The sequence below is a fragment of the Mesorhizobium sp. EU05-FHT14A09 genome (genome assembly GCF_058790995.1).
Window position 1 is genome coordinate 931,188 of sequence record NZ_JBYTDF010000001.1, and the last position, 24,682, is coordinate 955,869.

Here is a 24,682-nt window from a genome sequence, read left to right on the forward strand (position 1 = left end):
CCGGCCCGGCCGGCGGCTTCACCATAAAGGCAGTTTCGATGAGTGGCGTGAACGATATCCGGTCGACCTTTCTCGACTATTTCCGCAAGGAAGGGCACGAGATCGTCGCCTCCAGCCCGTTGGTGCCGCGCAACGACCCGACATTGATGTTCACCAACGCCGGCATGGTGCAGTTCAAGAACGTCTTCACGGGCCTCGAGAAGCGGCCTTACTCGCGCGCCGCCACCGCGCAGAAGAGCGTGCGTGCCGGCGGCAAGCACAACGACCTCGACAATGTCGGCTACACCGCCCGCCATCTCACCTTCTTCGAGATGCTCGGCAATTTTTCGTTCGGCGATTATTTCAAGGAACGCGCGATCGAGCTCGCCTGGAACCTGATCACCAAGGATTTCGGGCTGAACAAGGACAAGCTGCTCGTCACCGTCTATCACACCGACGAAGAGGCGGCCGGCTACTGGAAGAAGATTGCCGGTTTTTCGGATGACCGCATCATCCGCATCGCGACATCGGACAATTTCTGGGCGATGGGCGATACCGGTCCGTGCGGTCCATGTTCGGAGATCTTCATCGATCGTGGCGAGCACATCTGGGGCGGCCCTCCCGGCAGCCCGGAAGAGGATGGCGACCGCTTCCTGGAGTTCTGGAACCTGGTCTTCATGCAGTATGAGCAGGTCACCAAGGAAGAGCGCATCGACCTGCCGCGGCCGTCGATCGATACCGGCATGGGCCTGGAGCGTATGGCTTCCATCCTGCAAGGGGTGGAGACGGTTTTCGAGACCGATCTGTTCCGTCATCTGATCGATGCGGCTTCGTCCGCGCTCGGGCAGGGGCCGAACACCGAAAACGTCGCTTCCTATCGTGTGATCGCCGACCATCTGCGTTCGTCGTCCTTCCTGGTGGCCGATGGCGTGCTGCCCTCCAATGAGGGGCGTGGCTATGTGCTGCGCCGCATCATGCGCCGCGCCATGCGCCATGCGCAGTTGCTCGGCGCCAACGAGCCTTTGATGTGGAAGCTGGTGCCGGCGCTGGTGCGCGAAATGGGCCAGGCCTATCCCGAACTGGTGCGCGGCGAAGCACTGCTCACCGAAACGCTGAAGCTCGAGGAAACACGCTTCCGCAAGACGCTGGTGCGCGGCCTTGGCCTGCTCGAAGATGCCACAGGCAAACTCGGCGCCGGCGACATGCTGGACGGCGAGACCGCCTTCAAGCTCTACGACACCTATGGTTTCCCGCTGGACCTGACGCAGGACGCGCTGCGTCAGCGCAGCATCTCGGTCGACCTCGCTGGTTTCACCGACGCGATGGAACGGCAGAAGGCGGAAGCGCGTGCGAGCTGGGCGGGTTCAGGCGAAGCGGCGACCGAGACCGTGTGGTTCTCGGTGCGCGACAAGACCGGCGCGACCGAATTCCTCGGCTACGAAACCGAAAAGGCCGAAGGCATCGTCACGGCCATCCTGCGCGACGGCAAGGTCGTCGATGATACAAAGGAAGGCGACAGTGTCGCGATCATCGTCAACCAGACGCCGTTCTATGGCGAGTCCGGCGGCCAGATGGGCGACACCGGAACCATCACCGGTGAAGGCTTCCGCATCGACGTCACCGATACGCTGAAGAAGGCCGATGGTCTTTTCGTGCATCAGGGCAAGGTGACCAGGGGCGCGCTGAAGACAGGCGCTGCCGTCGAACTCGAGGTCGATCATGCGCGCCGGACGCGCCTGCGCTCCAACCACTCCGCCACGCACCTCATCCATGAGGCGCTGCGCGAGGTCCTGGGCACCCATGTCGCCCAGAAGGGTTCGCTGGTGGCGCCGGAGCGGTTGCGCTTCGACATCTCGCATAACAAGCCGATCTCAGCGGAAGAGCTGGAAGAGGTCGAGCGCATGACCAACGAGATCGTCGTCCAGAACAGTCCGGTGACGACCCGGCTGATGTCGGTGGATGATGCGCGCGCCGAGGGCGCCATGGCGCTGTTCGGCGAAAAGTATGGCGACGAGGTGCGTGTCGTCTCGATGGGCACGGCACTGCATGGCGAGAAGGCCAACCGGCCATATTCGATCGAACTTTGCGGCGGTACCCATGTCAAGGCCACCGGCGATATCGGCCTGGTTCGCATCGTTTCCGACAGCCCGGTTGCAGCCGGCGTTCGCCGTATCGAGGCGCTGACCGGGGAGGCAGCACGCCGCCATCTCGACGAGCAGGACCGCCGCCTCAAGGCGGTTGCTGCGACGCTGAAGATTTCTCCAGCCGACGTGCTTGCGCGGGTGGAAACCCTGCTCGACGAACGCAAGAAGCTGGAGCGCGAGTTGAGCGACGCCCGCAAGAAGCTCGCCATGGGCGGTGGTTCCGCCGGTGCGGCCGAAAACGCCACCGAGACCGTGGCGGGTGTCGGCTTCCTCGGCAAATCGGTCAGCGGTGTTTCGCCGAAGGACCTGAAACCGCTCGCCGACGAAGGCAAGAAGGCGTTGGGTTCCGGCGTTGTCGTGCTGGTCGGTGAAGCCGAAGGCAAGGCCAGCGTCGTTGTCGCCGTTACCGACGACCTGACCGGTCGCTTCAGCGCCGTCGACCTGGTGCGTGTGGCGTCCGCAGCACTTGGCGGGCAGGGCGGCGGCGGTCGGCCCGATATGGCGCAGGCCGGTGGTCCGGACGCCTCCAAGGCCGATGAGGCCATTGCCGCGGTCAAGGCGGTGCTGGCTGCTTAGGCGGCCAGGCTGTCCTTCAACCTGCGATTTGAACGATCAACGGTGCCGGAAGCGATTCCGGCATCGTCTATTTAGAGCTAGAGGCAGTCACCGCAGGCCCTATGCGGTCGATGCGGTTGGTCCAGATCGCGCCGTCGAAGCGGGCGGGCAGCTTCCGGAACGTCGCGATGTCATCGACGCCGGCAGAATGCCTCGAGCCGTCATTGTCGCCGAGGATCACCAGCGTCGAGCCGTTGGCGTCCAGGCGCTGGCTGAGCCGGTGCGGAAAGCCCCAGGCGAAGGGCGCGTAGTTGGCCGGCAGCATGAACAGCGTCCTGCGGCAATCGTCGGGCACATAGCCACTCCAACCGAGCGCGGCATACCGCATCAGACAGGGAACGACGCGGTCTGTTCCCAGCACCACGGCATCGGGCAGGGCGGTTCGGTAGGCATCGATCGCCTTGCCGCCACCATAGACCATGATGTGTTTCTGCCGCTCCGGCGGCAGTGCGCCGATTATCCTGGCCAGCAGCCGGCCTTCGGTTATGTCGTCGCTCTTGATGTTGATCAGGAAGCGCTTGTCCGGAAATGTGGCGAGCACCTCGCCGAGGCTCGGCATCTGGCCGATGCCCTTGCCACGGAACGGGAAGGTCTTGCCGCCATCGGCGGTGTAGCCGTAGCCGATGTCGAGCGCCTTCAGTTCCTTGAGGCTCTTTTCGCGCGTCACGCCCTTGCCGTCGGTGCGACAGTCCACGGTCCAGTCGTGGAACACGGCAAAGTCACCATCGGTGGTCGGATGGACGTCGAGCTCGACGGTGTCGGCGCCTGCCGCGAACGCCGCCCGAAACCCCTCGATGGTGTTTTCGAGATGGGGATGTTCGGGCGGATAGATGCGTTCGGCCGTGCAGGTGTCGTTGCCGATACCGACCGGAGAAAAGGTCTGGCCGAGCCCGCGGTGCGCGATCAGCATCGGCCGTCGGTCCGTGCTGCCGGCGAGCAGGCTGCTGTTCATTGCCCATATGCCGCCAGCGGCAATGACGGCCCCGAGCAGGGCGATGGTCCTCTTGCGCATGATTCCCCCGAATTTCGCGGGAGACTATGCGCTGAACCGGGACGAAATCTGGACCAAGCTGCGCCGGTTTGAAGGCAACTGCTAGTTCACCATGTCAGGCGCTTTCCAGCCAATTCTGATGTGAGGGCAATGTCACACCGGAAGACGGCGTGAGCCTTATTGCAAGCAGTTGAAATCAAGGCGCAGAAACGTATTTCGCAAGGACCGCTAATCTTTCTGGTTGTTCGTCGAGGTTGTGGGCTGTGAAACGACCATTGTTTCCCAGCCATCATAGTCGACCCTAGATTTCTCAGCCATATCGACGAGAACAGGCGTCAGCTCCCGGAATGCTGGCAAATCGACCGGCATTTTACGTGAAAGAACGACGCCGACCGGATCATTTAGCCAATGGTCAACCGAAAAACCGTGGACTTTGAGATCGTCAGAAAGCGTCTCCAGAGATTCGCGTTGACCGTAGAACCAGAAATCCGTCTTCCTCAGCGTGCGCCCATCGTCCCCTTTTTTCTGTAAATGAGAGATAACGTCTTTATCGCCATTCAATTGGGTCTCGAGCGGCGATGGTGTTACAAGACGGACCAATGCTTGGCGATCGCTCACTTCCGATGCTTCGCAGGAGAAGTTCGGCACTTGTGCTTCTTGAAGCAGCCGCGATAAATCGAGCGGGTCACGGTGCACAATGAATATGCGGCGCTGGCCTTGCCCCGTTGCGCTCGCAATATGTAGTGCGCCCGCTGATAGCAACGCCGGCTCGCCATCGAATTTGTCTTCGATGGCATAAAGGCGCTCTGTGCCTTTTGGCATTCCTCGGTCATTTACATTCGCGGTCCGGCAAGTGACGACGGTCGCATGCCCGTTGAGTAGCAGAGCATCGGCAGTGGCATTGCCTGTCCTGGCAACAACCACGAGCGGTTTACCATCAGATGCCACCCGCTCGTAGATCATCCAACGATCGCTATTTGCGGAAACCGCCTTGTCGGCCGGAGCCACGAGAGTTGACGAGACCGTCAGAACGCCAAGCAGCAGAGAGGCGATCTTTCTCGTCATCTGTGACTGCAAAGCTCCCAACCAATTCCGGCAAGTTGAAGCCAACCGAGAAAGACTGTCAACGTTCGGCGGCTGCAGCATGCGGCAAGGTTTGGTTGCCTTGCGCTCCGCACGGCCTCTAGCCCATCGCAAACGTATCAGGATCCGGCCCGATCTTGCCCTTCACATCATCGAGCTTTTCGATCGCGGCGATGTCTTCCGGCGCCAGTTTGAAATCGAAGACCTGGAAGTTCTCGACGATGCGCGATGGCGTCACCGACTTCGGAATGACGACGTTGCCGATGTCGAGATGCCAGCGCAGGATCACCTGGGCGGCTGTCTTGCCATGCTTCTTCGCCAGTGCCACGAGCGCCGGGTCCTGCAGCAGCGTGCCTTGGCCGAGCGGGCTCCAGGCCTCGGTCGCAATGCCTTCCCTGGCGTGGTAGGCGCGCAACTCCTGCTGCTGGAAACGCGGGTGCAGTTCCACCTGATTGATCGCCGGGATGACACCGGTCTCCGCCTTGAGACGCTCGAGATGGGCGATCTGGAAGTTGGAGACGCCGATCGAAGCGACGCGGCCTTCCTCGCGCAGCTTGATCAGCGCTTTCCAGCTGTCGACATAACGATCGCGGGACGGCACCGGCCAGTGGATGAGATAGAGGTCGATCGTGTCGCGGCGCAGCTTCTTGAGGCTGGCGTCGAAGGCTTTCAGCGCCGAATCGTAACCCTGTGCGGAATTCCAGAGTTTGGTGGTGAGGAAGATATCGTCGACTTCGGAGGCAGCGAGCGCGTCACCGACGCCTTCCTCGTTGCCATAGATGGCGGCGGTGTCGATCGAACGGTAGCCGGCTTCGATCGCAGCACTCACGGCGGCATTGGCGCCGTCGTTCGGCACCTGCCAGACGCCGAAACCGAGTTGCGGGATGGCCTTGCCGTCGTTGAAACGGATTGTCGGGCTCATGGGTCTCTTTCCTGAAATGTCTTGAAAGGACAGCGATTGAAAGGCGTCCACATCGGGCAAAGGCATGCAGATGCTGAAGGACGCTCGCGACGAGAACAGCCGCTGCTTTATTTGGGGCGCTTGACAGCCGAGGGCAAGAAACCGCGCTTCGGTTTTGGAAGCTTATGGCGAAAAATCTTTCGAATGTCAGGCTAGCTGGTTGGCGTTGAGGCCATGAAGCTTTCCCGTCCCCGCATCGCCTGCCACCAATCCAGAAGGGCGGGATGCCTGGCAAGCATCGGCGCTGCGATCCCGGCCTGCATGAAATAGGCAAAGATCGGCGCCGCATGCAGGTCAGCCAGGGTCAACTGCGCGCCGAGCAGCCATGGGCCTGGTGGTTTCAGTGCGGCGAGGGCAGCGAGGCAGGCTTCGGCACGGGGCAATGCGGCCGACACGACCGTTTCGTCCTGCGTCTTGCCCTCGCGCGGTTTGGAGACGGTCTCGACATAGATGTCCCACACCAGGGTACGATAGGCGTAGGCGTCGAGCAGGCTGACGATCTGGTTCATCACCGCGCGTTCGCGTGGCAGAACGGGCTGCAAGGCAGGGCTATCGAAAGCCTCGTCGATATAGCGGGCGATCGCCGTCGTTTCGAACAGCGTCAGCCCGTCATGTTCGAACGCCGGGATCTTCGCGAAAGGATGCAAGGCGCGATACCAATCGGGCGGTCCATCTGCGGCGAAGATGTCGACCGGTACGAGATTGTATTCGACGTGCTTCTCCGCCAGGGTAAGCCGCGCGATGCGCACATAGACGCTGTAGTCCGCCCCGTAGAGCGTTGGTCTGTTGTTCATGATCAGGGTCTCCCTGTCTGGCTGCATAGCACGCGGCGGCGGCTGCTTCCTGCGCTTTGCAAGTCAGCAGGATTTGTCAAAAGCGGCTATGGTTGTTTCCAGCCGATCGATTTGCATGAGGCCTGACATGAATGGCGAAACGGCATGGGCAGTCTACGAAACCCGTCTGAGACGGGTCTCGACCCACATCCACGAACACCTCGACGAGGAACTGGATATGGACGGCCTGGCTGAAATCGCCTGCCTGTCACCCTATCACTGGCATCGGATCTATCGCGCCATCTACGGTGAAACCGCCGCGGCAACCGTCAAGAGATTGCGGTTGCATCGCGCGGCCGGCGACATCGTCGGGACGGATCTCGGCATCAGCGAAATTGCAAAACGATCTGGCTATCCCAATGTCCAGTCGTTCAACCGCATCTTCAAGGCGGTCTACGGCATGCCGCCCGCGCGCTACCGGAAAGAGGGAAGCCACACACTCTTTGAAAGCAAGCAGAGAAAGGCTTCCATGATGTTTGATATCTGCATCCGCACGCTCAAGCCGACCGAAGTGGTCGGCGTTTCCCATCAAGGTTCCTACATGGGCATCGGCAAGGCGTTCGAGCAGCTGTTCGGAACGCTTTATGCCCGTGGCCAGGGTCATCCGGCGCAACGCATGATCGGCATCTATCTCGACGATCCCGATGTCGTGGCCGTCGACAAGCTGCGTTCTTATGCATGTGTCGAGATGGACGCAGCGGTGCAACCGCCATTGGAGCGGCGCACGCTCGAAGGCGGTGAATACGCCGTGCTGCGCCACAAGGGACCCTATGCCGAGATGCACAAGGCCTACACCTGGCTCTATGGCGAATGGCTGCCGCTGTCCGGCCGCAAGCTGCGCGACACCGTGATGTTCGAAGAATATCTCAACAATCCGCGCGACGTATCGCCGGCCGAGTTGTTGACCGACATCAACCTGCCGCTGGTTTGACGGGCGATGGCCTGCTCCCGCAGGCAAGGGGAGAAGGCCCCGATGGTGTAGCCAACAAAAAAGCCCCGGATCGCTCCGGGGCTTTTCATTCTCCGTCCTGTCAGGATCAGGCCATCGCCTTCTGCAGGTTCTCGTCGATCTTGTCGAGGAAGCCGGTGGTCGACAGCCACGGCTGGTCGGGGCCGATCAGCAGCGACAGGTCCTTGGTCATGTAGCCGCTCTCGACGGTCTGGATGCAGACCTTTTCCAGCGTCTCGGCGAAGCGCTTCAGTTCGGCATTGTCGTCCAGCTTGGCGCGGTGTGCGAGACCGCGGGTCCAGGCGAAGATCGAGGCGATCGAATTGGTTGAGGTTTCCTCGCCCTTCTGGTGCTGGCGGTAGTGGCGGGTGACCGTGCCGTGCGCGGCTTCCGCTTCCACCGTCTTGCCATCCGGCGTCATCAGCACCGAGGTCATCAGGCCGAGCGAGCCGAAGCCCTGCGCCACGGTGTCCGACTGCACGTCGCCGTCGTAGTTCTTGCAGGCCCAGACATAACCGCCCGACCACTTCAGCGAGGAGGCGACCATGTCGTCGATCAGGCGATGTTCGTACCAGATCTTCTTTTCCTTGAAGGCGACCTCGAATTCTTTCTCATAGACTTCCTGGAAGATGTCCTTGAAGCGGCCGTCATAGGCCTTGAGGATGGTGTTCTTGGTCGAGAGATAGACCGGATAGCCGCGCAGCAGGCCGTAGTTCAGCGAGGCGCGCGCGAACTCGCGGATCGATTCGTCGAGGTTGTACATGGCCATCGCCACGCCGGCGCCCGGCGCGTCGAACACGTCATGCTCGATCACCTGGCCGTCGTCGCCGACGAACTTGATCGAGAGCTTGCCCTTGCCGGGGAACTTGAAATCGGTCGCCTTGTACTGGTCGCCGAAGGCGTGACGGCCGACGATGATCGGCTTGGTCCAGCCCGGCACCAGGCGCGGCACGTTCTTCATGATGATGGGTTCGCGGAAGATGACGCCGCCCAAGATGTTGCGGATGGTACCGTTCGGGCTCTTCCACATCTTCTTGAGCTTGAATTCCTCGACGCGGGCTTCATCGGGCGTGATGGTGGCGCATTTCACGCCGACGCCGTACTTGTTGATGGCGTTGGCGGCGTCGATGGTGACCTGGTCGTTGGTGGCGTCGCGGTGCTCGATGCCGAGATCGTAGTAGTCGAGGTTGAGGTCGAGATAGGGGTGGATCAGCTTGTCCTTGATGAACTGCCAGATGATGCGGGTCATCTCGTCGCCGTCGAGTTCGACGACGGGGTTAGCCACCTTGATCTTCGCCATGGAAAGAAGCCTCGCTGCTGGTCGGGAAGGGCCTCGCGCACGGCTCGGCCAAGAGATGCGGCCCCTATATCAAAGCGTGATTGGGGGTGCAAACGCTGAGACGAGATGATTGAGCGTTCGGTGGCAATCCTCCGCAGACGCTCCGCGACCGCCAGCACGTTGCTTTTCGGCGGAAACGGTGGTGCTGTTGGCAACCATAGACGGGAGCTGACGCATGATCGATCCGGCAACACTGGTTTCTTATGTCGCAATCGTGTTCGGCTTCGTCTTCATTCCGGGGCCGGCGACGCTTCTCACCGTCGCGCGCTCGACCAGTTCGGGGACAAAGGTGGGCGTCGCGACCGGTGCTGGCATCGCGGCAGGTGACCTCATCCACACCGTGCTGGCCATCGTCGGCATTTCGGCCATCATCGCGGCATCGGCCATGCTGTTCTCGATCGTGAAATATCTCGGCGCCGGCTATCTGTTCTACCTCGGCATCCGCGCGATCCTGGCCAAGGCGCCGACGGAACTGGCCGCGAACGCCTTGCCGATCAGCGCTGGCAAGGCTTTTCACCAGGCGATCCTGGCGGAAGTGCTCAACCCCAAGACGGCCTTGTTCTTCCTGGCCTTCCTGCCGCAGTTCGTGCGGCCGGAGAATGGACCGGTTCCTTTCCAATTGCTCAGCCTCGGCATGATCTTCGTCGTGCTGGGGCTGATGAGCACGTTGGTGTTCGCATATAGCGCCGGGGCGCTCGGCAATCTGCTGCGCCGCAATCCGACGATCCTGAAATGGCAGGGCAAAGTCGTTGGCGGCATCTATTGTGCTTTGGGCGTGCGCCTGGCGCTGCAGCATCGCTGAATCGACGGCGCTTGCATCCGAGTCTTTTGTCTATGCCGGCGCATTCGATCGGTTCATTCCGGATGGATCGCCCATTTGGCGCAGATGATGCTTTGGCTGGGGTCATCCCAGGCATCGGGTATTATCTCTTTGAGATTGCCGTAAGCGGATAGGAATTTTTCCTTATCCTTCGCGAGGCATGCAAATCTTGCGTATGCATTGAAGTTGAGTTGATCTGGGTACGCTTTAACCAAATCCTGGAAGCCACGGTCGAGATCACTCCATTTTACATCGAACAGGTCAGCAACGTCCTTTCCATGACCGGATGCAGCCCAGTAACCCCGCGCGATAAAGGATTTTCCATCTGCTTCCTGCGTGTAGATCGCAGCTTTTTGTATGAAGTTGTTTAGTTTTGAGGCGTCTCCACCCCAATTGGGAGTGTTCCGTGTGATCGCGTAGAAATATGTTTGATAATAATACGGCTCTTTTTTCGATGCTTCGGCAATTAGCTGATCAAACTCCGGATCCGGCCATCCTTCTTCACTAGCTAATCTGACCATTCGCGCATACCATTCCGGATCTTTGGTCGCATATCCTCTAATTTTCTGAAGCTGGTCTCGTGCCCTTTCATGGTATTTCCAATACCCGTCGATCTGCTCTTTGGTTAAGTCGTTGTAGTATCCGCCTCCTCGCAAGAACCAGGCATGCTCTGAGAGTATGATCGAATATGCTATTCCTGCCGTGATCGACTTTGGTCGCGTATTCAGCCATGCCTGTGCGCGGGCTTCGAGGCGCTCGAAGGAAGAGCTGCTGTCATTTTCCGCAAGGGGATCGCCAGAAAAACTTTGGTAGAAAAAGGTCAGCTTCCATAGGCCGCTCTCGGTGCGCTCGCGACTGTTACGAAAGTGCTCCGCCATATTTTCAAGCTCATCGAAGTCTCCTTTGGCTAATGCGGTTTGAGCAGCCTTTCGGATGGTTTCACGTTCGGTGAGTTCATCAGAAAGAGCAATCGAGTTAAAGAAAAAAATGAACAGTATATTGATTATGAAAACCGATTTCATAGGTTTGATGTCTCAATGGCGGCCTGTCTTTTCTATGATTGATTTCCTTTTAAGTAAGCTGAAGACATCTGTTAAAATTGAATCGGGGTGTGTGAGAGTGAGACCCCTGTATATCTGTGTCTTTTCGATTTTTGCTACCGGGAAATTGGGAGCTTAACACGCGGTTGCAAGGTGTGGGATGTCAGGTTTGGCGTGGAGGCGAATGGTTTCCACAATTGGCCAAAGCTTCATTTTCGCGGCCGGATGTGGCAGGGGTCGCGACAGTGCCGCAAATGAGCGTTTTGTCATGACGAATTCCCCTGAACAGGCGGCTGGGCCCGCCATCATCCTGGTCGAGCCGCAGCTTGGCGAGAACATCGGCATGGTGGCGCGTGCCATGGCGAATTTCGGCCTGAGCGAGCTGAGGCTGGTCAATCCGCGCGACGGCTGGCCAAGCGAAAAGGCACGCGCCGCAGCCAGCCGGGCCGACCACGTCATCGATGCGGTCAAGCTTTACGACGACCTGCCTTCGGCCATCGCCGATCTCAACTTCATCTTCGCCACCACGGCGCGCGAGCGCGACGGCTTCAAGCCGGTGCGGGGACCGGTGGAAGCGGGCAGGTCGCTGCGGGCCCGCACGCGTGACGGCCTCAAGACCGGCATCCTGTTCGGGCGCGAGCGTTTCGGGCTCTACAATGACGAGGTCGGCCTTGCCGACGAGATCGTCACCTTTCCGGTCGATCCGGCCTTTTCTTCGCTCAACATCGCGCAGGCGGTGCTTTTGATGTCCTATGAGTGGATGAAGTCCGGCCTGGAGAACGAAACCGATACCAATTTCGCCAGCCCTGAGATGCTGCCGGCGACCAAGGAGCAGCTGCACGGGCTGTTCGGACATATCGAGGCGGCGCTCGACGCACGCGGCTATTTCCGGCCCGCCGCAAAGAAGCCCAAGATGGTCGACAATCTGCGTGCCGTTCTGACCCGCGCCGGCTTCGCCGAGCCGGAGCTGAAGGTGCTGCGTGGTGTTGTTGCGTCGCTTGATTATTTCTCGCCGAAAGAGCCGCGTGGCGCCGGCTATCCCGAACGCAAGGCCAAGGTCGATCGTGCGGCGCATCCCTCCGAAGACGGCGACGATGCCGACACGCTGCCGCCTGTCGGTGGCAAGGGGCTGGACAACGACTGAGGGCGTGAGATGAACGAGCAGCCGATCCTGATCTTCGATTCCGGTGTCGGCGGGCTCACCGTGCTGCGTGAAGCGCGCGTGCTGATGCCTGACCGTCGCTTCATCTACATCGCTGACGACGCGGCCTTTCCCTATGGCAATTGGGAGGAGCCGGCCCTGAATGCGCATCTTCTGGCATTGTTTGCCGAACTGCTCGAGCGCTACCGGCCGGCGATTTCGGTCATCGCCTGCAACACGGCCTCTACCTTGGTCATCGATGCGCTGCGCGAGGCATTCCCCAGCCATCTTTTTGTCGGCACCGTTCCGGCGATCAAGCCGGCGGCCGAGCGCACGCGTTCGGGGCTCGTTTCGGTGCTGGCGACGCCGGGTACCGTCAAGCGGCAATACACACGCGACTTGATCGGCAAATGGGCGCAGAAATGCCATGTCCGGCTGGTCGGCTCGACTGCGCTGGCCAGCCTTGCCGAGATCTACATGCGCGACGGCTTTGTCGACGAAGAGGCGGTGCGCGCCGAGATCGCGCCCTGTTTCATCGAGCAGGACGGCCGTTTCACCGACATCGTCGTGCTGGCCTGCACGCATTATCCTTTCCTGGTCAACCGCATGCGCAAGACAGCGCCATGGCCGGTCGACTGGATCGATCCGGCCGAGGCCATTGCACGCAGGGCATTGTCGCTGCTTGAGGATGGGCAGCCGAAGGAGGCCGCCGAGCTTGCCGGCAACGGCGTCGATTTCGCCGTCTTCACCTCCGGCAAGACGAATTTCGCGACACGGCGCCTGATGCAGGGCTTCGGTCTGACCGCGTCCTGAACTTTACCGGAACGTGCGGCTTGGTGGGCCGTTTCCCGATCAGACGGAAACGGGAGATGCGACCATGCCAGCCACTTCGAAAGCGCAGCAGCGCGCTGCCGGCGCCGCACTCGCCGCCAAGCGCGGTGAGATCAAGAAGAGCGAACTCATCGGTGCGTCGAAAGAGATGTTCGAATCGATGACCGAGAAGGAACTGGAAGAGTTCGCCGAAACCAAGCTCGACGGCCTGCCGGAGAGGAAGTCCGAGGACTGACCGCCCGGCAGGGAAATCGTTGTCTGGACAGATCGCTTGGCTTAGTACCCGAGCGTGAAACGCTTGCCGGTGTGCTTCGGTTTCTCGGCTTCGTCGAGGATGGCGTAGGCCAGATCCTCGACCGAGACGTGGCTTTCGCCCTTGGCGTCGAGAACTGGCTCATCGCCGCCGAGGCGGAATTTGCCGGTGCGTTCGCCAGGCGCGATATGCGCGGCCGGCGAGACGAACGACCACTCCAGGCCGCTATCGCTGCGCAGTTCGGCAAGCGCGTCGCGGGCGGCGCGGGCGCCGTCCTTGTAGGCGGCCGGGAAGTCTGGCGAGTCGACGATCTGGCTGCCGTCCGGCGCGAGCAGGCTGCCGGCGCCGCCGACGACGATCAGGCGCACGCCCGCCTGCTTGGCAGCAGCGGCGATGGCGCGCGAGCCGGCAAGATGTTTGTTGTAGATGTCGGGGTCGCCCCAACCGCCATTGAAGGCGGAGATGACGACATCATGGCCGGCGAGCAAGGCTGCCAGTTGCTTGACGTCGTTGACATCGCTTTTGACGGCGGTGACGCCCGCCGCTGCAGCCACCTTTTCCGGGCTGCGCACGATGGCGGTGACGCTGTGGCCGCGCTGGGTCGCTTCCTTGAGCAAGGCGCCGCCGACAAAGCCGGAAGCGCCGATGAGGGCGATCTTCATGGATGGTCTCCTTGTCCTGTCTCTTCCCTTTGCCGGGGAAGATGGATATCTCGAGTAATCAGGTTATCACCGGTAACTACATAGCTGCGACGGGTCGTCGCGAAAAGAACGCATGATTTCGTGCCCAGGTTACACGAAGGGAACCGCATGAACGCCAGGACCAATGAAGTGGGCGTGCCGCTTCTCCACACCACGCCGGGTTTCGCCACCGACGCCGACGGCAACTGCCCGATCCGCGAAGTGCTCGACCGTGTCGGCGATACCTGGAGCATTCTGGTCATCCTCAATTTGCAGCCGGCATCGATGCGTTTCAATGCGCTGAAACGGGCGATCGAGGGCATCTCCCAGCGCATGCTGACGGTTACCTTGCGCTCGCTCGAGCGTGACGGCCTTGTCAGCCGGACCGTGCGGCCGACCACGCCGCCGGAAGTGGACTATGCGCTGACGGAACTCGGCCAGTCGCTGGCGGTGCCGATCGCGGCACTCGGCGCCTGGGCCGCCGGCAATCGTGACAATCTGCGCACCGCTCAGGCCGCCTTCGACGCTGCTGCCTGAGCGAAAGGGGCTGCCTGCGTCAACTTTGCCCGGCAAAGCCCTGTTGGCTTGCTTGACAGAAAGATGACAGCGGTCTATTGAAACCGCGCAACGCCGGGCCGTGAGGTCCGGTGCTTTGTTTTATGCCGCAAGATCTGAAGATACCATTGGTTTCCAGGGTTTTGCATCACTGACGTGTCCCGTGGGTTTTCCAGTCGCTTGCGCGGAAAATCCTGTCAGGTCTCGAAAACGGAGGCCAGAGGAGGGCGCGTTTCCTTCACCCGGACCGCGGTGGTTCGGGTGTGTTGTTTTGAAAGGGAATGCGATGAGCAAACGCGAATCCGCTAAGTACAAGATCGATCGCCGTCTTGGTGAAAACATCTGGGGCCGCCCGAAGTCCCCGGTCAACAAGCGCGAATACGGCCCCGGCCAGCACGGCCAGCGCCGCAAGGGCAAGCTTTCCGACTTCGGCCTGCAGCTGCGTGCCAAGCAGAAGCTGAAGGGTCACTATGGTGACGTTTCGGAAAAGCAGTTCCGCAAGACCTATGAAGAGGCCAACCGCCGCAAGGGCGACACCTCCGAGAACCTGATCGGCCTGCTCGAGTCGCGCCTGGACGCCGTCGTCTATCGCGCCAAGTTCGTGCCGACCATCTTCGCAGCACGCCAGTTCGTGAACCACGGCCACGTCAATGTGAACGGCAAGCGCACCAACATTGGTTCGTATCGCTGCAAGCCGGGCGACGTCATCGAAGTGCGCGAGAAGTCGAAGCAGCTCGTCATCGTTCTGGAGTCCGTCGGCCTCGCCGAGCGTGACGTGCCGGACTACATCGAAGCCGACCACAACAAGATGGTCGCGACCTTCGCCCGCGTTCCGGGCCTGGCGGACGTTCCGTTCGCTGTCCAGATGGAACCGAACCTGGTCGTCGAATATTATTCGCGCTAATCCAGTTCGCGAATTTCGAATGCAAAAGGCCGCCTTCGGGCGGCCTTTTTTGTTTCAGGCATTTGTTTGGCAGCGCGAGCCCCGGTATAAGGCGCGGCATCAGAGCCGCGTATCGACTGGATGCGCCAAGATCCTGCGGAACGTAACGCCATGAACGCACCAGCAGACCCGATTCCCGATCTCGATGGCGGTTGCCATCCGCTGTTTCGCGATGTGCCGTCGTCGGTCGAGTTCAACAAGCTGCGCAAGCGACTGCTTCGGCTGTCGCGTCAGGCCATGGAGGATTTCGCCATGGTGAAGCCGGGAGAACGCTGGCTGGTCGCCTTGTCGGGCGGCAAGGATTCCTACGGCTTGCTGGCGCTGCTGCTCGATCTCAAGTGGCGCGGCCTGCTGCCGGTCGAACTCATCGCCTGCAATCTCGACCAGGGCCAGCCGAACTTTCCCAAGCACATCCTGCCGGACTACCTGACGACCAACGGTATCCCGCACCGCATCGAATATCAGGACACCTATTCGATCGTCACCGACAAGCTGCCCGAGAACTCGACCTACTGCTCACTCTGTTCGCGGCTGCGGCGTGGCCACCTCTACCGCGTGGCACGCGAGGAAGGCTGCTCGGCGCTGGTGCTCGGCCATCACCGCGAGGATATCCTCGAAACCTTCTTCATGAACCTCTTCCACGGCGGCCGGCTGGCTGCGATGCCGCCGAAGCTCCTCAATGACGAGGGCGACATGATGGTGCTGCGGCCGCTGGCCTATTGCGCGGAGGAGGATCTGGAGAAATTCGCCAATGCGATGGCCTTTCCGATCATCCCCTGCGACCTCTGCGGCAGCCAGGAAGGGCTGCAGCGCAATGCCATGAAGGCGATGCTGGATGACATCGAAAAGCGCATGCCCGGCCGCAAGGACACGATGATCCGCGCCATGACCAATGTGCGGCCCTCTCATTTGCTCGATCGCAAGCTGTTCGATTTCGCTGCTCTGGCTCCTGCTTCCGGAAATACAAATGGGCTTTGACGACCGTGACATCGAATGGCTGACCGGCGTTCTGGCCGACACTGCCGAGCGTGAGATCATGCCGCGCTTTCGCCGTCTTGGCGCAGGCGACGTGCAGCAGAAGAAGTCGGCGGCTGACCTTGTCACCCAGGCCGACATCAATGCGGAGCGTGTGATTACGCAGGCAATCGCAGCGAGATACCCGGATGCCCTGATTGTCGGCGAGGAAGCCTGCGAGGCCGACAAGACGCTGCTGGCGAAGCTCGGTGGCAGCAAGCTGGCCTTTGTCGTCGACCCGGTCGACGGCACCTACAACTTCGCTTCCGGCGTGCCGGTGTTCGGCGTGATCCTGGCCGTGGTCAAGGACGGCGAGACGGTTGCCGGCATCATCTACGACCCGGTCGGCAAGGATGCGCTGATCGGTGTTCGTGGGGCAGGTAGCCATATGGTGAGCGGGCGGGGCAGAGAGCGTGTCGCGGTGGCCGAATCCGTGCCGTTCTCGTCGATGACGGGCGCGCTCGGCTGGCAGGCATTCGATGAACCGGAGCGTTCGCTGCTCGCCAAGAACCAGGCGAAGTGCCTGTCCTACATCGGTTATCGCTGCTCGGCGCATGAGTATCGCGTACTCGCCGCCGGTCACGCGCACTTCATCGTTCAGAATGTGATGATGCCGTGGGATCACCTCGCCGGTGTGCTGATCCACGAGGAGGCAGGCGGCTACGCTGCGCGCTTCGACGGCAGCGCCTACCTGCCTTCGCATGTTTCGGGCGGCTTGATCGTCGCGCCGGACAAGGCAAGCTGGGCCGAGATCAAGCGCGAGCTATGGGCGGAATAAAGAAGCCGGCAGGATGACTGCCGGCTTCTAAGCTTAGAGTGTTTCCGCAATTCCGGACGGAAAACCGCTACACCCTTTTCCTGGAATTGCTCTAGTGGGAAAGATCCGCGCTGACCGTCTGCTTGGCACTCGGCGCCGTGAACAGCTTGCCGCGTTCCGCGATCAGCACGAACACCAGCCCCAGTAGCCCGACACCGCAGAAACCGGCAGCCAGAGGCGTCACCGTTCCGTCGAAGGCCTGGCCGATGCCGGCGCCGATCAGGCCGCCGCCCAGCGTCTGGATGAAGCCCTGGATCGAGGCCGCCGTACCGGCAATGTGGCCAAGCGGCTCCATGGCGATGGCGTTGAAGTTGGAGCCGATCCAGCCGAACTGGAACATCGCCAGCGCAAACAGCAGCACGAACAGCGGCAGCGGTATCGGTCCAAGCAGAGACAGAACGAACCAGATCGTCGAGACGATGGTGAAGCCGATCAGCGCACCATGCGACAGACGCCGCATGCCAAGCCGCATCACCAGTCGCGAATTCACGAACGACGACACCGCCATCATGCCGGCAATCGCCGCGAACAGCACCGGGAACCAGTAACCGAGGTGATAGATGTCGAGATAGATCTGCGGTGCGGAGTTGATGAAGCCGAACAGCGCGGCAAAGACAGCGGTCGATGCCAGCGTGTAGCCAAGCGACAACCGGTTCGACAGCACGATCCCGAAGCCCTGCAGGACGGAGCTGATATCAACCTGCCGCCGATCCTCGGGATGCTGTGTCTCAGGCATGCGGATGAAGGTCCACAGCGCGATCGCTGTGGCCAGTACAGCCATCGCCATGAAGATCATGTGCCAGTTGGAGAAGATCATCACCAGTTGCCCGATCGAGGGCGCCACCACTGGAACCACCATGAAGACCATGAAGATCAACGACATGACCTCGGCCATGGCACGGCCGCCGAAACGGTCACGCACCATCGAGACGGCGATGACGCGCGTCGAGGCGGCGCCGATGCCCTGGATGAAACGCAGCAGCAGCAGGGTCTCAAAACTCGGTGCGAACACCGCGCTGGCAGCAGCGCAGATGTAGATGACAAGACCGACCAGCAGCGGCTTGCGGCGGCCGAAACGATCCGACAGCGGTCCATAGAAAATCAACGCGGCAGCAAGCCCGCCGAAATAGGCGGAGATCACATATTGCCGGTGGTTTTCGTTGGCAACGCCGAGGCTGGCCCCGATCTCCTGCAGGCCCGGCAGCATGATATCGATGGCGAGCGCGTTGAGCGCCATCAGCGCAGCGCAGATGGCGATGAATTCCCAGCGCGGAATGGCGAAGGCTTGTTGTCGGCCGTCTTGCTGGGCTTGCGTATCCATGAGGATCCCCCAATGCGAAAATGCCGATGCACCATCGGCGGCACATCGGCTAGATGTCCTGAAGCGGACGATTTCAATTCAGCCGGGCAGGGGGCCGCCCGGCAAGGAGCAGGTCAGGCGGCGCCTTTGACCTTGATGCCCTTCTCGTCGAGGAAGGCCTGCAACTCGCCGGCCTGGAACATCTCGCGGATGATGTCGCAGCCGCCCACGAATTCACCCTTTACGTAAAGCTGCGGGATGGTCGGCCAGTTGGAATAGTCCTTGATGCCCTGGCGCAGGTCGTTGGAGGTCAATACGTTGACACCCTTGTAGTCCACGCCGATGTAATCGAGGATCTGCACGACCTGACCCGAGAAGCCGCACTGCGGGAAGCCTGGCGTGCCCTTCATGAACAGGACGACGTCGTTGCTCTTCACTTCGCTGTCGATGTAGTCGTTGATTCCGCTCATGGGCCAAAATCCTTCTGCGCCCGGGGGAGTCGGGCTTGTAACATGTTCATGAGATAACCCCGACAGCGGGCCGAAACAAGATGTTTGCCTATCACCATTCCGAAATGGCGCAAGCAACGGCCGGTTACTGGGCCAAGCAGAACGCGGTTTCAACCTGCCGATGACACGCCGAACCTGGTTCATTTTACTGGTTTTGCTGCTGTCCGGCGCGTGTCTCGCCGGTTGGCTCGTCTTGCGGTCGCAGAGGACAGTATCCTCCAGCCAGCCTTCCACGCCACCGGTGTCATCTCCGCCGGTTGTACTTGCACCCCAGCCTGAACGGTCCACGCAGCAGTCCGCCTCGCCCCCGCCATCGACAAGGGGTGTGATGCTCGAGCCATGCCGTGACGTTGTCTTCGAGACGGTCGCGTATGTCGTGTGCGAGGTCGACCTGCGCCGCTACAGAGTATCGCTGCATCGACAGGATGCTGCGGCCAAACCCTACGGTTCCGTGGCGAAATTCACGGAAGCCATGCGCGCTGCCGAATCACCGGTGCTGCTCGCCATGAATGCCGGCATGTACCACAAGGATTTGTCGCCGGTCGGCCTGTTCGTCGAGAACGGCCGCGAGGAGACGCCGCTCAACCGGGAGGATGCGGAAGGTAATTTCTTCCTCAAGCCCAACGGTGTGTTTTATGTCGGTACCGACGGCAAGGCGGGGGTCCTGGAAACTGGTGTGTTCGCGGAGGCGAAGCCGGCAACGCAATACGCCACGCAATCGGGCCCGATGCTGGTGATCGACGGGGCGCTGCACCCACGCTTCGAGCCGAATGGCACTTCGCGATACATTCGCAATGGCGTCGGCGTTCGCGATCCGGAAACGATTGTGCTCGCGATCTCCCGTGGAGACGTCAGCCTGGGCAGCTTCGCGCGGCTGTTTCGCGATGCACTTGGTTGCCGCAATGCGTTGTTCTTCGATGGCGCCGTCTCGACGCTCTCCAACGGCACGGACACGATCGTCGGTGGCTCTTATCCCGCTGGACCGATCTTGGCGGTAAGGGACAGGAAGTAAGACTAAGACCGGTGGTAGTAGATGTTGCGGGCGAGCTTGGTCTCCAGAACGATATGGGAGACGGTTTTGATGATGCCGGCGATCTCGTTCAGCCCGTTGAGTTCGCGATTGAGTTTCTCGAGGGTTTCCGCAACGAGGTGCACGATAAGGTCCCAATCGCCGGTAATGGCGTGAACGGCTTGAACAGAGGTGATCGACTTGAGCTGCCGCGCGACATCCGGGTAGCTCTTGTTGTTGAGCGCCGCAAAGGTGAAGCAGTGAACGGCGTTCTGGCTGACACCCTGGGCAAGGCGCACCGAATAGCCTTCAATGACGCCGTTTTCCTCCAACCGGTGGATGCGTTCCTGCAGGGCGGTGCGTGAAACGCCGAGTTGCCGCGCCAGGGAGGCGACCGGCTCGCGGGCGTTCCTCTGCATCAGCGCCAGCAACTGGCGATCTTTTTCGGTCAGTTCCATGTTTCGCTCTTCTGCAGGCTGACGCGACGGTATTTGCCCGCGGCGCTCACGACGGCTGTCCATTGGGCTCGTGAAACCCTGGAAAACTGCCGGTCTCGGACGTCGAACTTCGACCACGATAGAAAACGGCCGGCGTTTTGTCGATTCAGCCGGCGAACTGACCGGTTCCACAAAAAATCAGACGGTTCGCCGGGTAGCGTCATGCGATCAGCCGGGGGACCTTAACTTCGAAAGCGTCTTGTTATCCGGCGATGTGCGGGCCTGCCGACATCGCGTGGCGGAGGACGAGAACGTTTTCAGGGGCAATCAAAAATCAATTCTAGAGGGAGGAAACTGGTGAAGAAGCTGCTTGCTGTGTTGGTTTTGGCCGTCAGCGGCCTGTCGGTCGCGGTCGCCAATGCCGGAGAAACGCTTGACCGGGTCACTGCGAAGAAGGCGCTTGTCGTCGCCACCAATGGCGGTTGGCCCCCTCAGGGTTATCTGGACGACAACAATCACCTCGTTGGCTTCGACATCGACGTCTCGCGCGAGATCGCCAAGCGGCTTGGTGTCGAAATCAGTTTCGAGACGCCAGACTGGGCTACGCTGACGGGTGGGCACTGGCAAGGACGGTACGACCTCGGCGTCGGTTCGGTGACGCCAACCAAGGCCCGCGCAAAGGTCATCGATTTCGTCGGTGTCTACTACTACAGCCCTTACGTCTATGTGGTGCACAAAGACAGCACCGCGAAGTCGGTCACTGATCTCAACGGCAAGATCATTGGCGTTGAAACCGCGACCACCTCAGAGGATTTCGTGCGCCGCCAGCTCGAGATCGACGCCCCTGGGCTGCCGCCTGTCGAATACAAGCTGGAGCCGGGCGAGATCCGGACTTTTGCCGATTCCATGCTGCCTTTTGACGATCTGCGGCTCGGCGACGGCGTGCGGCTGAACGCTGTGATCGCCCCAGAACAGACGGCGCAGAATGCCATCAAGAACGGCTATCCGGTGAAGATCCTGGAAGGCGACTATGCGTTTCGCGAGCCGCTGGTGGTGATCGCCGAAAAAAATGACCCGGACTGGACTGCCAAGGTCGGGGCTCTTGTTGCCGACATGAAGAAGGACGGCACGCTCGCGACTTTGACCACCAAGTGGTACGGCAAGAACTACAGCGCCGATTGACGAGACCAGAACAGCCGCGCCTGCGGACGGCCTTGGGCTGTCCGCAGGTAGCGTTCGCCATGCCGAAATCGCTTATCATCACAAGGCGCCGATGACCTATCCCGATACGTATTACAGCCGGACTGCAGTCGACCGTAAGATCAGGCCGCCACTGCGTGATGAAACTGAATGCGACATAGCCGTAATCGGCGGCGGGCTGGCCGCCTTGACGACAGCCCTGCAGTTGGCACGAGCCGGCAAGCTTGTTGCCGTACTGGAAGCAGAATCCATCGGTTTTGGCGCCTCCGGCCGCAATGGCGGTTTCGTGACGCCCGGCTTTTCCGCGAGGGGCGAGGCCGTCCTGGCCAGCGTTGGAACGGACGCAGCGCGGGCATTGCATGGCCTGTCGATCGAGGGAGTAGACTTCGTTCGTGACACGATCAGCGACCTCGCCATCACCGATGCCATGCCACGGGCCGGGTTGATCAGCGTCCTGCGTTATGACGGCGGTGATACGCTTGAACGGTATGCCGAGGAGGCCGCACGGGACTTCGGCTATCAGCTGGAATATCTCGAAACAACTGCCGTACGCTCGGTGCTGAGATCGCGGCGTTACTATCAGGCCCTGCGTGATGCGAACGCTTTCCACATCCATCCGCTCAACTATCTGCGTGCGGTCGCCGACGAAGTCGAACGCCTGGGCGGGCGCATTCACGAAGCCTCGGAGGTCATCGGCTGCGATCTTTCCGGACCTGTGAAACGGCTGTGGACGGCGCAAGGCAGCCTCCATGCCCGGCACATTGTCTTCGCCACCGGTGGCTACACCGGTCGGCTCGTTGAGCGGCTCGAGCGTGCCTACCTGCCGATTGCCACTTACGTGATGGTTTCCGAACCTGCCCCCGACCTCATCGCGCAAGCGGTCGCGACGACGGATGCCGTCGGCGATAACCGGCGCGCCGGCGATTACTACCGCGTCGTTGATCATGGCAGGCGCCTGTTGTGGGGCGGTCGCATCACCACGCGAGCTGCCGCGCCCGCAGCATTGGCCAATGAGCTGCGCCGCGAGATGGTCGGCACCTATCCGCAGCTTGCCGGACTCAAGACCGAGCTGGCCTGGTCCGGACTGATGTCCTACGCCCGTCACCAGATGCCCCAGATCGGGCAGCTGCAGCCCGGCGTCTGGTATTGCACGGCCTTTGGTGGCCACGGGCTCAACACCACGGCGATCGGCGGCAAGCTGATCGCCGAGGGCATCCTCGGCGTTTCGGACCGCTATCGGATGTTTGCACCGTTCGGGCTCGACTGGACGGGCGGTGCCTTCGGCCTTGCCGCAGCGCAACTGACTTACTGGAAACTACAGGCGCAGGACTGGTGGCGCGAGCGCCGCAGCGCTGAGGGAGTGACGACGTGATCGGTCGACTGTTGTTGAGCCATCCCCGGGCAACGCGCCATATCGCCGGGCTTTGCATTTTCACGCTGCTGACGGCCGGGCTCTATGCAATGGGCATAAAGTCGAATTGGGTCAAAGCGTTGATCCCAGCCTCGACAAATTGGCTGGACGCCAATCCCGCGGTGGGACAGCTGCTGTCGGCGTTCCTGATTGTGATGATTGTCGCCGTGAACTGGAAAGTCCTGCAGCGGTTGCCGCGCCGCCAGCAGATCGTCGGCGTGTGGATCGAGCTGTTTGCTCTGCTGATGCTGTTTTTCTATTCGTTCGACCTGTCGTTCGCTTTCATCGCCAAGAAGATCGGCTTCCTGGTCAGCCAGGGTGTTGTCACCACGCTCTACATTTCGGCGATTTCCATCGTCATCGCCACGATCATCGCGCTTGCCGGGGCAATCGCCAAACTGACGGGCAACGGCGTCGTCTATGGCCTTGCGACATTCTACACATCGCTTTTTCGCGGTCTGCCGCTGCTGATGCAGATCTACATCATCTATCTCGGCCTGCCACAGGTCGGTTACGTGATTGGCGCTGTGCCGGCCGGCATCCTGGCGCTGGCGCTGTGTTACGGTGCCTATATGACGGAGATCTTCCGCGCCGGCATCGAGAGCATTCCGCGCGGCCAGAGCGAAGGTGCCGCGGCGCTCGGGCTCAGCCCCGGCCAGACCATGGCGCTGGTGATCCTTCCGCAAGCGATGCGCATCATCATCCCTCCGACGGGCAATCAGTTCATCGCCATGCTGAAGGACAGCTCGCTCGTCTCCGTCGTCGGTGTATGGGAAATCATGTACCTCGCCCGCACCCAGGGGCAGACGGAGTTCCGTCACATCGAGATGCTGATCACGGCATCGATGATCTACTGGATGCTGTCGATCGTTCTGGAATTCCTCCAGGCCTATCTGGAAGAACACTTCGGCCGGTCACAGCGACGCTGACAGGGCCGATCCCGCGCGGCGTTATGGTTTGATCAGGCAAGCCGCGGCGCAATCCAGGGATGGCGCGCGAAATCGTCGAGCTCATGATAGAGCACAGCCTCCCAGCCATGCTGCCGCGCGGTCGCGATAACCTTGGCGGAATCGTCGAAGAACAGTGGCGGCTGGGCTTGTTGTCCGATCAGTCGCTCGACGTTTTCGTAGAAATGGGCGCTGTTTTTGCCGACGCCGAAGCGCGCGGCGTAGAACATCTCGTCGAAGTGGTGTCGCAATCCGACCTCGCTCCACAGGTGGAAAGCCCGGATGTGTTCCTGGTTCGTGGCGATGAACAGCCGCGTGTCGCCGGAACGGCGCAGCCTCTTGATCAGATCGAGAAGCGGCAGGTTCAGGCTGACGTCGCGTGTCAGCCAATAGGTCAGGAAATCAAGCGAGGAACCGCGAAAGCCAATCGTAGGCAGGAACGCGTCGAGTTTGTTGACGAGTGAAATCCGGCCTTCGATCACATCATCGAATTCCGCTCCGAAGAGAGGCGCAATATCCTCCCGGGCCACTCCCAGATCTTCCAGGAGATGCTGATCCCAACGTCTGCGGCGCGCCGGGTCAGGGTGGAAAAGACTGTGGATCAGGACGCCGTCAACATCGAAGAAGACGGCCCGCGTCACTCTGGTATGCTGGTCTGCAGGGCGAGGGCATGCAGGACGCCGCCCATGTTGCCCTTCAGCGCATCGTAAACCATCTGGTGCTGCTGCACGCGGTTCTTCCCACGGAAGCTCTCGGCCACGACTTCTGCCGCATAATGGTCGCCGTCGCCGGCGAGATCGCGGATCGTCACCTTGGCGTCCGGAATGCCTTCCTTGATCAGCCGTTCGATGTCGCGGGAGTCCATAGCCATGGGACGTTCC

The 24,682-nt window shown here is 60.9% G+C and carries 26 protein-coding genes; 14 read left to right on the forward strand and 12 right to left on the reverse strand.

Annotation, left to right across the window (positions count from 1 at the left end; genetic code table 11):
• The first annotated feature begins 38 nt into the window (after window positions 1–38).
• A complete protein-coding gene (gene alaS, locus AC3WTO_RS04225; RefSeq protein WP_492459424.1) occupies window positions 39–2,699 on the forward strand; it encodes an alanine--tRNA ligase in 2,661 nt (886 codons plus the stop codon).
• A gap of 67 nt (window positions 2,700–2,766) precedes the next feature.
• Here alaS and AC3WTO_RS04230 read toward each other — a convergent pair whose 3' ends face one another.
• From AC3WTO_RS04230 to AC3WTO_RS04245, 4 genes are all read right to left on the reverse strand, one after another.
• Window positions 2,767–3,750 carry a glycerophosphodiester phosphodiesterase family protein gene (locus AC3WTO_RS04230; protein ID WP_492459425.1) on the reverse strand — a complete coding sequence of 328 codons (984 nt, stop codon included), beginning with the start codon at window positions 3,748–3,750 and terminating at the stop codon, window positions 2,767–2,769.
• A gap of 207 nt (window positions 3,751–3,957) precedes the next feature.
• Window positions 3,958–4,794 (reverse strand): ribonuclease E inhibitor RraB, encoded by an 837-nt coding sequence (locus AC3WTO_RS04235; protein ID WP_492459426.1) that lies wholly within the window; start codon window positions 4,792–4,794, stop codon window positions 3,958–3,960.
• A gap of 118 nt (window positions 4,795–4,912) precedes the next feature.
• Complete coding sequence (locus tag AC3WTO_RS04240; protein ID WP_492459427.1) at window positions 4,913–5,734, reverse strand: aldo/keto reductase; 822 nt, start codon at window positions 5,732–5,734, stop codon at window positions 4,913–4,915.
• Between the two features lie 191 nt (window positions 5,735–5,925).
• Window positions 5,926–6,567 carry a glutathione S-transferase family protein gene (locus AC3WTO_RS04245; protein ID WP_492459428.1) on the reverse strand — a complete coding sequence of 214 codons (642 nt, stop codon included), beginning with the start codon at window positions 6,565–6,567 and terminating at the stop codon, window positions 5,926–5,928.
• Window positions 6,568–6,694: 127 nt separating this feature from the next.
• Between AC3WTO_RS04245 and AC3WTO_RS04250 the strand changes: the two genes are divergently transcribed.
• Complete coding sequence (locus AC3WTO_RS04250) at window positions 6,695–7,537, forward strand: AraC family transcriptional regulator (protein WP_492459429.1); 843 nt, start codon at window positions 6,695–6,697, stop codon at window positions 7,535–7,537.
• 106 nt (window positions 7,538–7,643) lie between these two features.
• Here the strand turns inward: AC3WTO_RS04250 and AC3WTO_RS04255 are convergent, their stop codons facing one another.
• Entirely contained in the window at window positions 7,644–8,855 is a 1,212-nt protein-coding gene (locus AC3WTO_RS04255; RefSeq protein WP_492459430.1) for an NADP-dependent isocitrate dehydrogenase, read from the reverse strand.
• 214 nt (window positions 8,856–9,069) lie between these two features.
• Here AC3WTO_RS04255 and AC3WTO_RS04260 point away from each other — a divergent pair, with 214 nt between their 5' ends.
• Complete coding sequence (locus AC3WTO_RS04260; protein WP_492459431.1) at window positions 9,070–9,696, forward strand: LysE family translocator; 627 nt, start codon at window positions 9,070–9,072, stop codon at window positions 9,694–9,696.
• A gap of 53 nt (window positions 9,697–9,749) precedes the next feature.
• On the opposite strand, the gene AC3WTO_RS04265 is transcribed toward AC3WTO_RS04260, so the two are convergent.
• Entirely contained in the window at window positions 9,750–10,736 is a 987-nt protein-coding gene (locus tag AC3WTO_RS04265) for a hypothetical protein (protein WP_492459432.1), read from the reverse strand.
• Between the two features lie 286 nt (window positions 10,737–11,022).
• Between AC3WTO_RS04265 and AC3WTO_RS04270 the strand changes: the two genes are divergently transcribed.
• The 3 genes from AC3WTO_RS04270 to AC3WTO_RS04280 all read left to right on the forward strand — a co-directional run bounded on the left by AC3WTO_RS04270 (window position 11,023) and on the right by AC3WTO_RS04280 (window position 12,961).
• Entirely contained in the window at window positions 11,023–11,898 is an 876-nt protein-coding gene (locus tag AC3WTO_RS04270) for an RNA methyltransferase (protein ID WP_492459433.1), read from the forward strand.
• 9 nt (window positions 11,899–11,907) lie between these two features.
• Window positions 11,908–12,708 (forward strand): glutamate racemase, encoded by an 801-nt coding sequence (murI, locus tag AC3WTO_RS04275; protein ID WP_492459434.1) that lies wholly within the window; start codon window positions 11,908–11,910, stop codon window positions 12,706–12,708.
• A gap of 64 nt (window positions 12,709–12,772) precedes the next feature.
• Window positions 12,773–12,961, forward strand: coding sequence for a DUF3008 family protein (locus AC3WTO_RS04280; RefSeq protein WP_492459435.1), 189 nt, complete (start codon window positions 12,773–12,775; stop codon window positions 12,959–12,961).
• Window positions 12,962–13,002: 41 nt separating this feature from the next.
• On the opposite strand, the gene AC3WTO_RS04285 is transcribed toward AC3WTO_RS04280, so the two are convergent.
• Window positions 13,003–13,641, reverse strand: coding sequence for an NAD(P)-dependent oxidoreductase (locus AC3WTO_RS04285; RefSeq protein ID WP_492459436.1), 639 nt, complete (start codon window positions 13,639–13,641; stop codon window positions 13,003–13,005).
• A 147-nt stretch (window positions 13,642–13,788) separates the two neighbouring features.
• On the opposite strand from AC3WTO_RS04285, the gene AC3WTO_RS04290 reads away from it, so the two are divergent.
• The 4 genes from AC3WTO_RS04290 to AC3WTO_RS04305 all read left to right on the forward strand — a co-directional run bounded on the left by AC3WTO_RS04290 (window position 13,789) and on the right by AC3WTO_RS04305 (window position 16,949).
• Window positions 13,789–14,196, forward strand: a complete 408-nt coding sequence (locus AC3WTO_RS04290; protein WP_492459437.1) for a winged helix-turn-helix transcriptional regulator — start codon at window positions 13,789–13,791, stop codon at window positions 14,194–14,196.
• Window positions 14,197–14,500: 304 nt separating this feature from the next.
• The gene (gene rpsD / locus AC3WTO_RS04295; RefSeq protein ID WP_326891463.1) at window positions 14,501–15,118 is read left to right on the forward strand and encodes a 30S ribosomal protein S4; all 618 of its coding nucleotides are present in this window, start codon (window positions 14,501–14,503) and stop codon (window positions 15,116–15,118) included.
• A 150-nt stretch (window positions 15,119–15,268) separates the two neighbouring features.
• Window positions 15,269–16,135 carry a tRNA 2-thiocytidine(32) synthetase TtcA gene (gene ttcA, locus AC3WTO_RS04300; RefSeq protein ID WP_492459438.1) on the forward strand — a complete coding sequence of 289 codons (867 nt, stop codon included), beginning with the start codon at window positions 15,269–15,271 and terminating at the stop codon, window positions 16,133–16,135.
• A complete protein-coding gene (locus tag AC3WTO_RS04305) occupies window positions 16,125–16,949 on the forward strand; it encodes an inositol monophosphatase family protein (protein ID WP_492459439.1) in 825 nt (274 codons plus the stop codon). The genes ttcA and AC3WTO_RS04305 overlap by 11 nt, the downstream gene beginning before the upstream one ends.
• 91 nt (window positions 16,950–17,040) lie before the next feature.
• On the opposite strand, the gene AC3WTO_RS04310 is transcribed toward AC3WTO_RS04305, so the two are convergent.
• Both AC3WTO_RS04310 and grxD read right to left on the reverse strand, forming a co-directional pair.
• Window positions 17,041–18,309, reverse strand: a complete 1,269-nt coding sequence (locus tag AC3WTO_RS04310; protein WP_492459440.1) for a multidrug effflux MFS transporter — start codon at window positions 18,307–18,309, stop codon at window positions 17,041–17,043.
• A 113-nt stretch (window positions 18,310–18,422) separates the two neighbouring features.
• Complete coding sequence (grxD, locus tag AC3WTO_RS04315; RefSeq protein ID WP_129415847.1) at window positions 18,423–18,758, reverse strand: Grx4 family monothiol glutaredoxin; 336 nt, start codon at window positions 18,756–18,758, stop codon at window positions 18,423–18,425.
• Between the two features lie 367 nt (window positions 18,759–19,125).
• On the opposite strand from grxD, the gene AC3WTO_RS04320 reads away from it, so the two are divergent.
• Window positions 19,126–19,809 (forward strand): phosphodiester glycosidase family protein, encoded by a 684-nt coding sequence (locus AC3WTO_RS04320; RefSeq protein WP_492459441.1) that lies wholly within the window; start codon window positions 19,126–19,128, stop codon window positions 19,807–19,809.
• A 2-nt stretch (window positions 19,810–19,811) separates the two neighbouring features.
• Here AC3WTO_RS04320 and AC3WTO_RS04325 read toward each other — a convergent pair whose 3' ends face one another.
• A complete protein-coding gene (locus AC3WTO_RS04325) occupies window positions 19,812–20,264 on the reverse strand; it encodes an Lrp/AsnC family transcriptional regulator (protein WP_492459442.1) in 453 nt (150 codons plus the stop codon).
• A 336-nt stretch (window positions 20,265–20,600) separates the two neighbouring features.
• Here AC3WTO_RS04325 and AC3WTO_RS04330 point away from each other — a divergent pair, with 336 nt between their 5' ends.
• The 3 genes from AC3WTO_RS04330 to AC3WTO_RS04340 all read left to right on the forward strand — a co-directional run bounded on the left by AC3WTO_RS04330 (window position 20,601) and on the right by AC3WTO_RS04340 (window position 23,783).
• Entirely contained in the window at window positions 20,601–21,425 is an 825-nt protein-coding gene (locus tag AC3WTO_RS04330) for a transporter substrate-binding domain-containing protein (protein ID WP_492459443.1), read from the forward strand.
• A gap of 91 nt (window positions 21,426–21,516) precedes the next feature.
• Window positions 21,517–22,815: an NAD(P)/FAD-dependent oxidoreductase gene (locus AC3WTO_RS04335; protein WP_492459444.1), complete on the forward strand. Its 1,299-nt coding sequence runs from the start codon at window positions 21,517–21,519 to the stop codon at window positions 22,813–22,815.
• A complete protein-coding gene (locus tag AC3WTO_RS04340; protein WP_492459445.1) occupies window positions 22,812–23,783 on the forward strand; it encodes an amino acid ABC transporter permease in 972 nt (323 codons plus the stop codon). Before AC3WTO_RS04335 ends, AC3WTO_RS04340 begins: the two co-directional genes overlap by 4 nt.
• 32 nt (window positions 23,784–23,815) lie before the next feature.
• Here AC3WTO_RS04340 and AC3WTO_RS04345 read toward each other — a convergent pair whose 3' ends face one another.
• Entirely contained in the window at window positions 23,816–24,442 is a 627-nt protein-coding gene (locus tag AC3WTO_RS04345; protein ID WP_492459446.1) for an HAD-IA family hydrolase, read from the reverse strand.
• Entirely contained in the window at window positions 24,439–24,672 is a 234-nt protein-coding gene (locus AC3WTO_RS04350; protein WP_492459447.1) for a BolA/IbaG family iron-sulfur metabolism protein, read from the reverse strand. Before AC3WTO_RS04350 ends, AC3WTO_RS04345 begins: the two co-directional genes overlap by 4 nt.
• Window positions 24,673–24,682: the final 10 nt, after the last annotated feature.

Bases quoted from the DNA above. Each gene is read 5' to 3' on its own strand.
- alaS (WP_492459424.1), top strand. From the start codon at position 39: ATGAGTGGCGTGAACGATATCCGGTCGACCTTTCTCGACTATTTCCGC.
- AC3WTO_RS04230 (WP_492459425.1), bottom strand. From the start codon at position 3,750: ATGCGCAAGAGGACCATCGCCCTGCTCGGGGCCGTCATTGCCGCTGGC.
- AC3WTO_RS04235 (WP_492459426.1), bottom strand. From the start codon at position 4,794: ATGACGAGAAAGATCGCCTCTCTGCTGCTTGGCGTTCTGACGGTCTCG.
- AC3WTO_RS04240 (WP_492459427.1), bottom strand. From the start codon at position 5,734: ATGAGCCCGACAATCCGTTTCAACGACGGCAAGGCCATCCCGCAACTC.
- AC3WTO_RS04245 (WP_492459428.1), bottom strand. From the start codon at position 6,567: ATGAACAACAGACCAACGCTCTACGGGGCGGACTACAGCGTCTATGTG.
- AC3WTO_RS04250 (WP_492459429.1), top strand. From the start codon at position 6,695: ATGAATGGCGAAACGGCATGGGCAGTCTACGAAACCCGTCTGAGACGG.
- AC3WTO_RS04255 (WP_492459430.1), bottom strand. From the start codon at position 8,855: ATGGCGAAGATCAAGGTGGCTAACCCCGTCGTCGAACTCGACGGCGAC.
- AC3WTO_RS04260 (WP_492459431.1), top strand. From the start codon at position 9,070: ATGATCGATCCGGCAACACTGGTTTCTTATGTCGCAATCGTGTTCGGC.
- AC3WTO_RS04265 (WP_492459432.1), bottom strand. From the start codon at position 10,736: ATGAAATCGGTTTTCATAATCAATATACTGTTCATTTTTTTCTTTAAC.
- AC3WTO_RS04270 (WP_492459433.1), top strand. From the start codon at position 11,023: ATGACGAATTCCCCTGAACAGGCGGCTGGGCCCGCCATCATCCTGGTC.
- murI (WP_492459434.1), top strand. From the start codon at position 11,908: ATGAACGAGCAGCCGATCCTGATCTTCGATTCCGGTGTCGGCGGGCTC.
- AC3WTO_RS04280 (WP_492459435.1), top strand. From the start codon at position 12,773: ATGCCAGCCACTTCGAAAGCGCAGCAGCGCGCTGCCGGCGCCGCACTC.
- AC3WTO_RS04285 (WP_492459436.1), bottom strand. From the start codon at position 13,641: ATGAAGATCGCCCTCATCGGCGCTTCCGGCTTTGTCGGCGGCGCCTTG.
- AC3WTO_RS04290 (WP_492459437.1), top strand. From the start codon at position 13,789: ATGAACGCCAGGACCAATGAAGTGGGCGTGCCGCTTCTCCACACCACG.
- rpsD (WP_326891463.1), top strand. From the start codon at position 14,501: ATGAGCAAACGCGAATCCGCTAAGTACAAGATCGATCGCCGTCTTGGT.
- ttcA (WP_492459438.1), top strand. From the start codon at position 15,269: ATGAACGCACCAGCAGACCCGATTCCCGATCTCGATGGCGGTTGCCAT.
- AC3WTO_RS04305 (WP_492459439.1), top strand. From the start codon at position 16,125: ATGGGCTTTGACGACCGTGACATCGAATGGCTGACCGGCGTTCTGGCC.
- AC3WTO_RS04310 (WP_492459440.1), bottom strand. From the start codon at position 18,309: ATGGATACGCAAGCCCAGCAAGACGGCCGACAACAAGCCTTCGCCATT.
- grxD (WP_129415847.1), bottom strand. From the start codon at position 18,758: ATGAGCGGAATCAACGACTACATCGACAGCGAAGTGAAGAGCAACGAC.
- AC3WTO_RS04320 (WP_492459441.1), top strand. From the start codon at position 19,126: ATGCTCGAGCCATGCCGTGACGTTGTCTTCGAGACGGTCGCGTATGTC.
- AC3WTO_RS04325 (WP_492459442.1), bottom strand. From the start codon at position 20,264: ATGGAACTGACCGAAAAAGATCGCCAGTTGCTGGCGCTGATGCAGAGG.
- AC3WTO_RS04335 (WP_492459444.1), top strand. From the start codon at position 21,517: ATGACCTATCCCGATACGTATTACAGCCGGACTGCAGTCGACCGTAAG.
- AC3WTO_RS04350 (WP_492459447.1), bottom strand. From the start codon at position 24,672: ATGGCTATGGACTCCCGCGACATCGAACGGCTGATCAAGGAAGGCATT.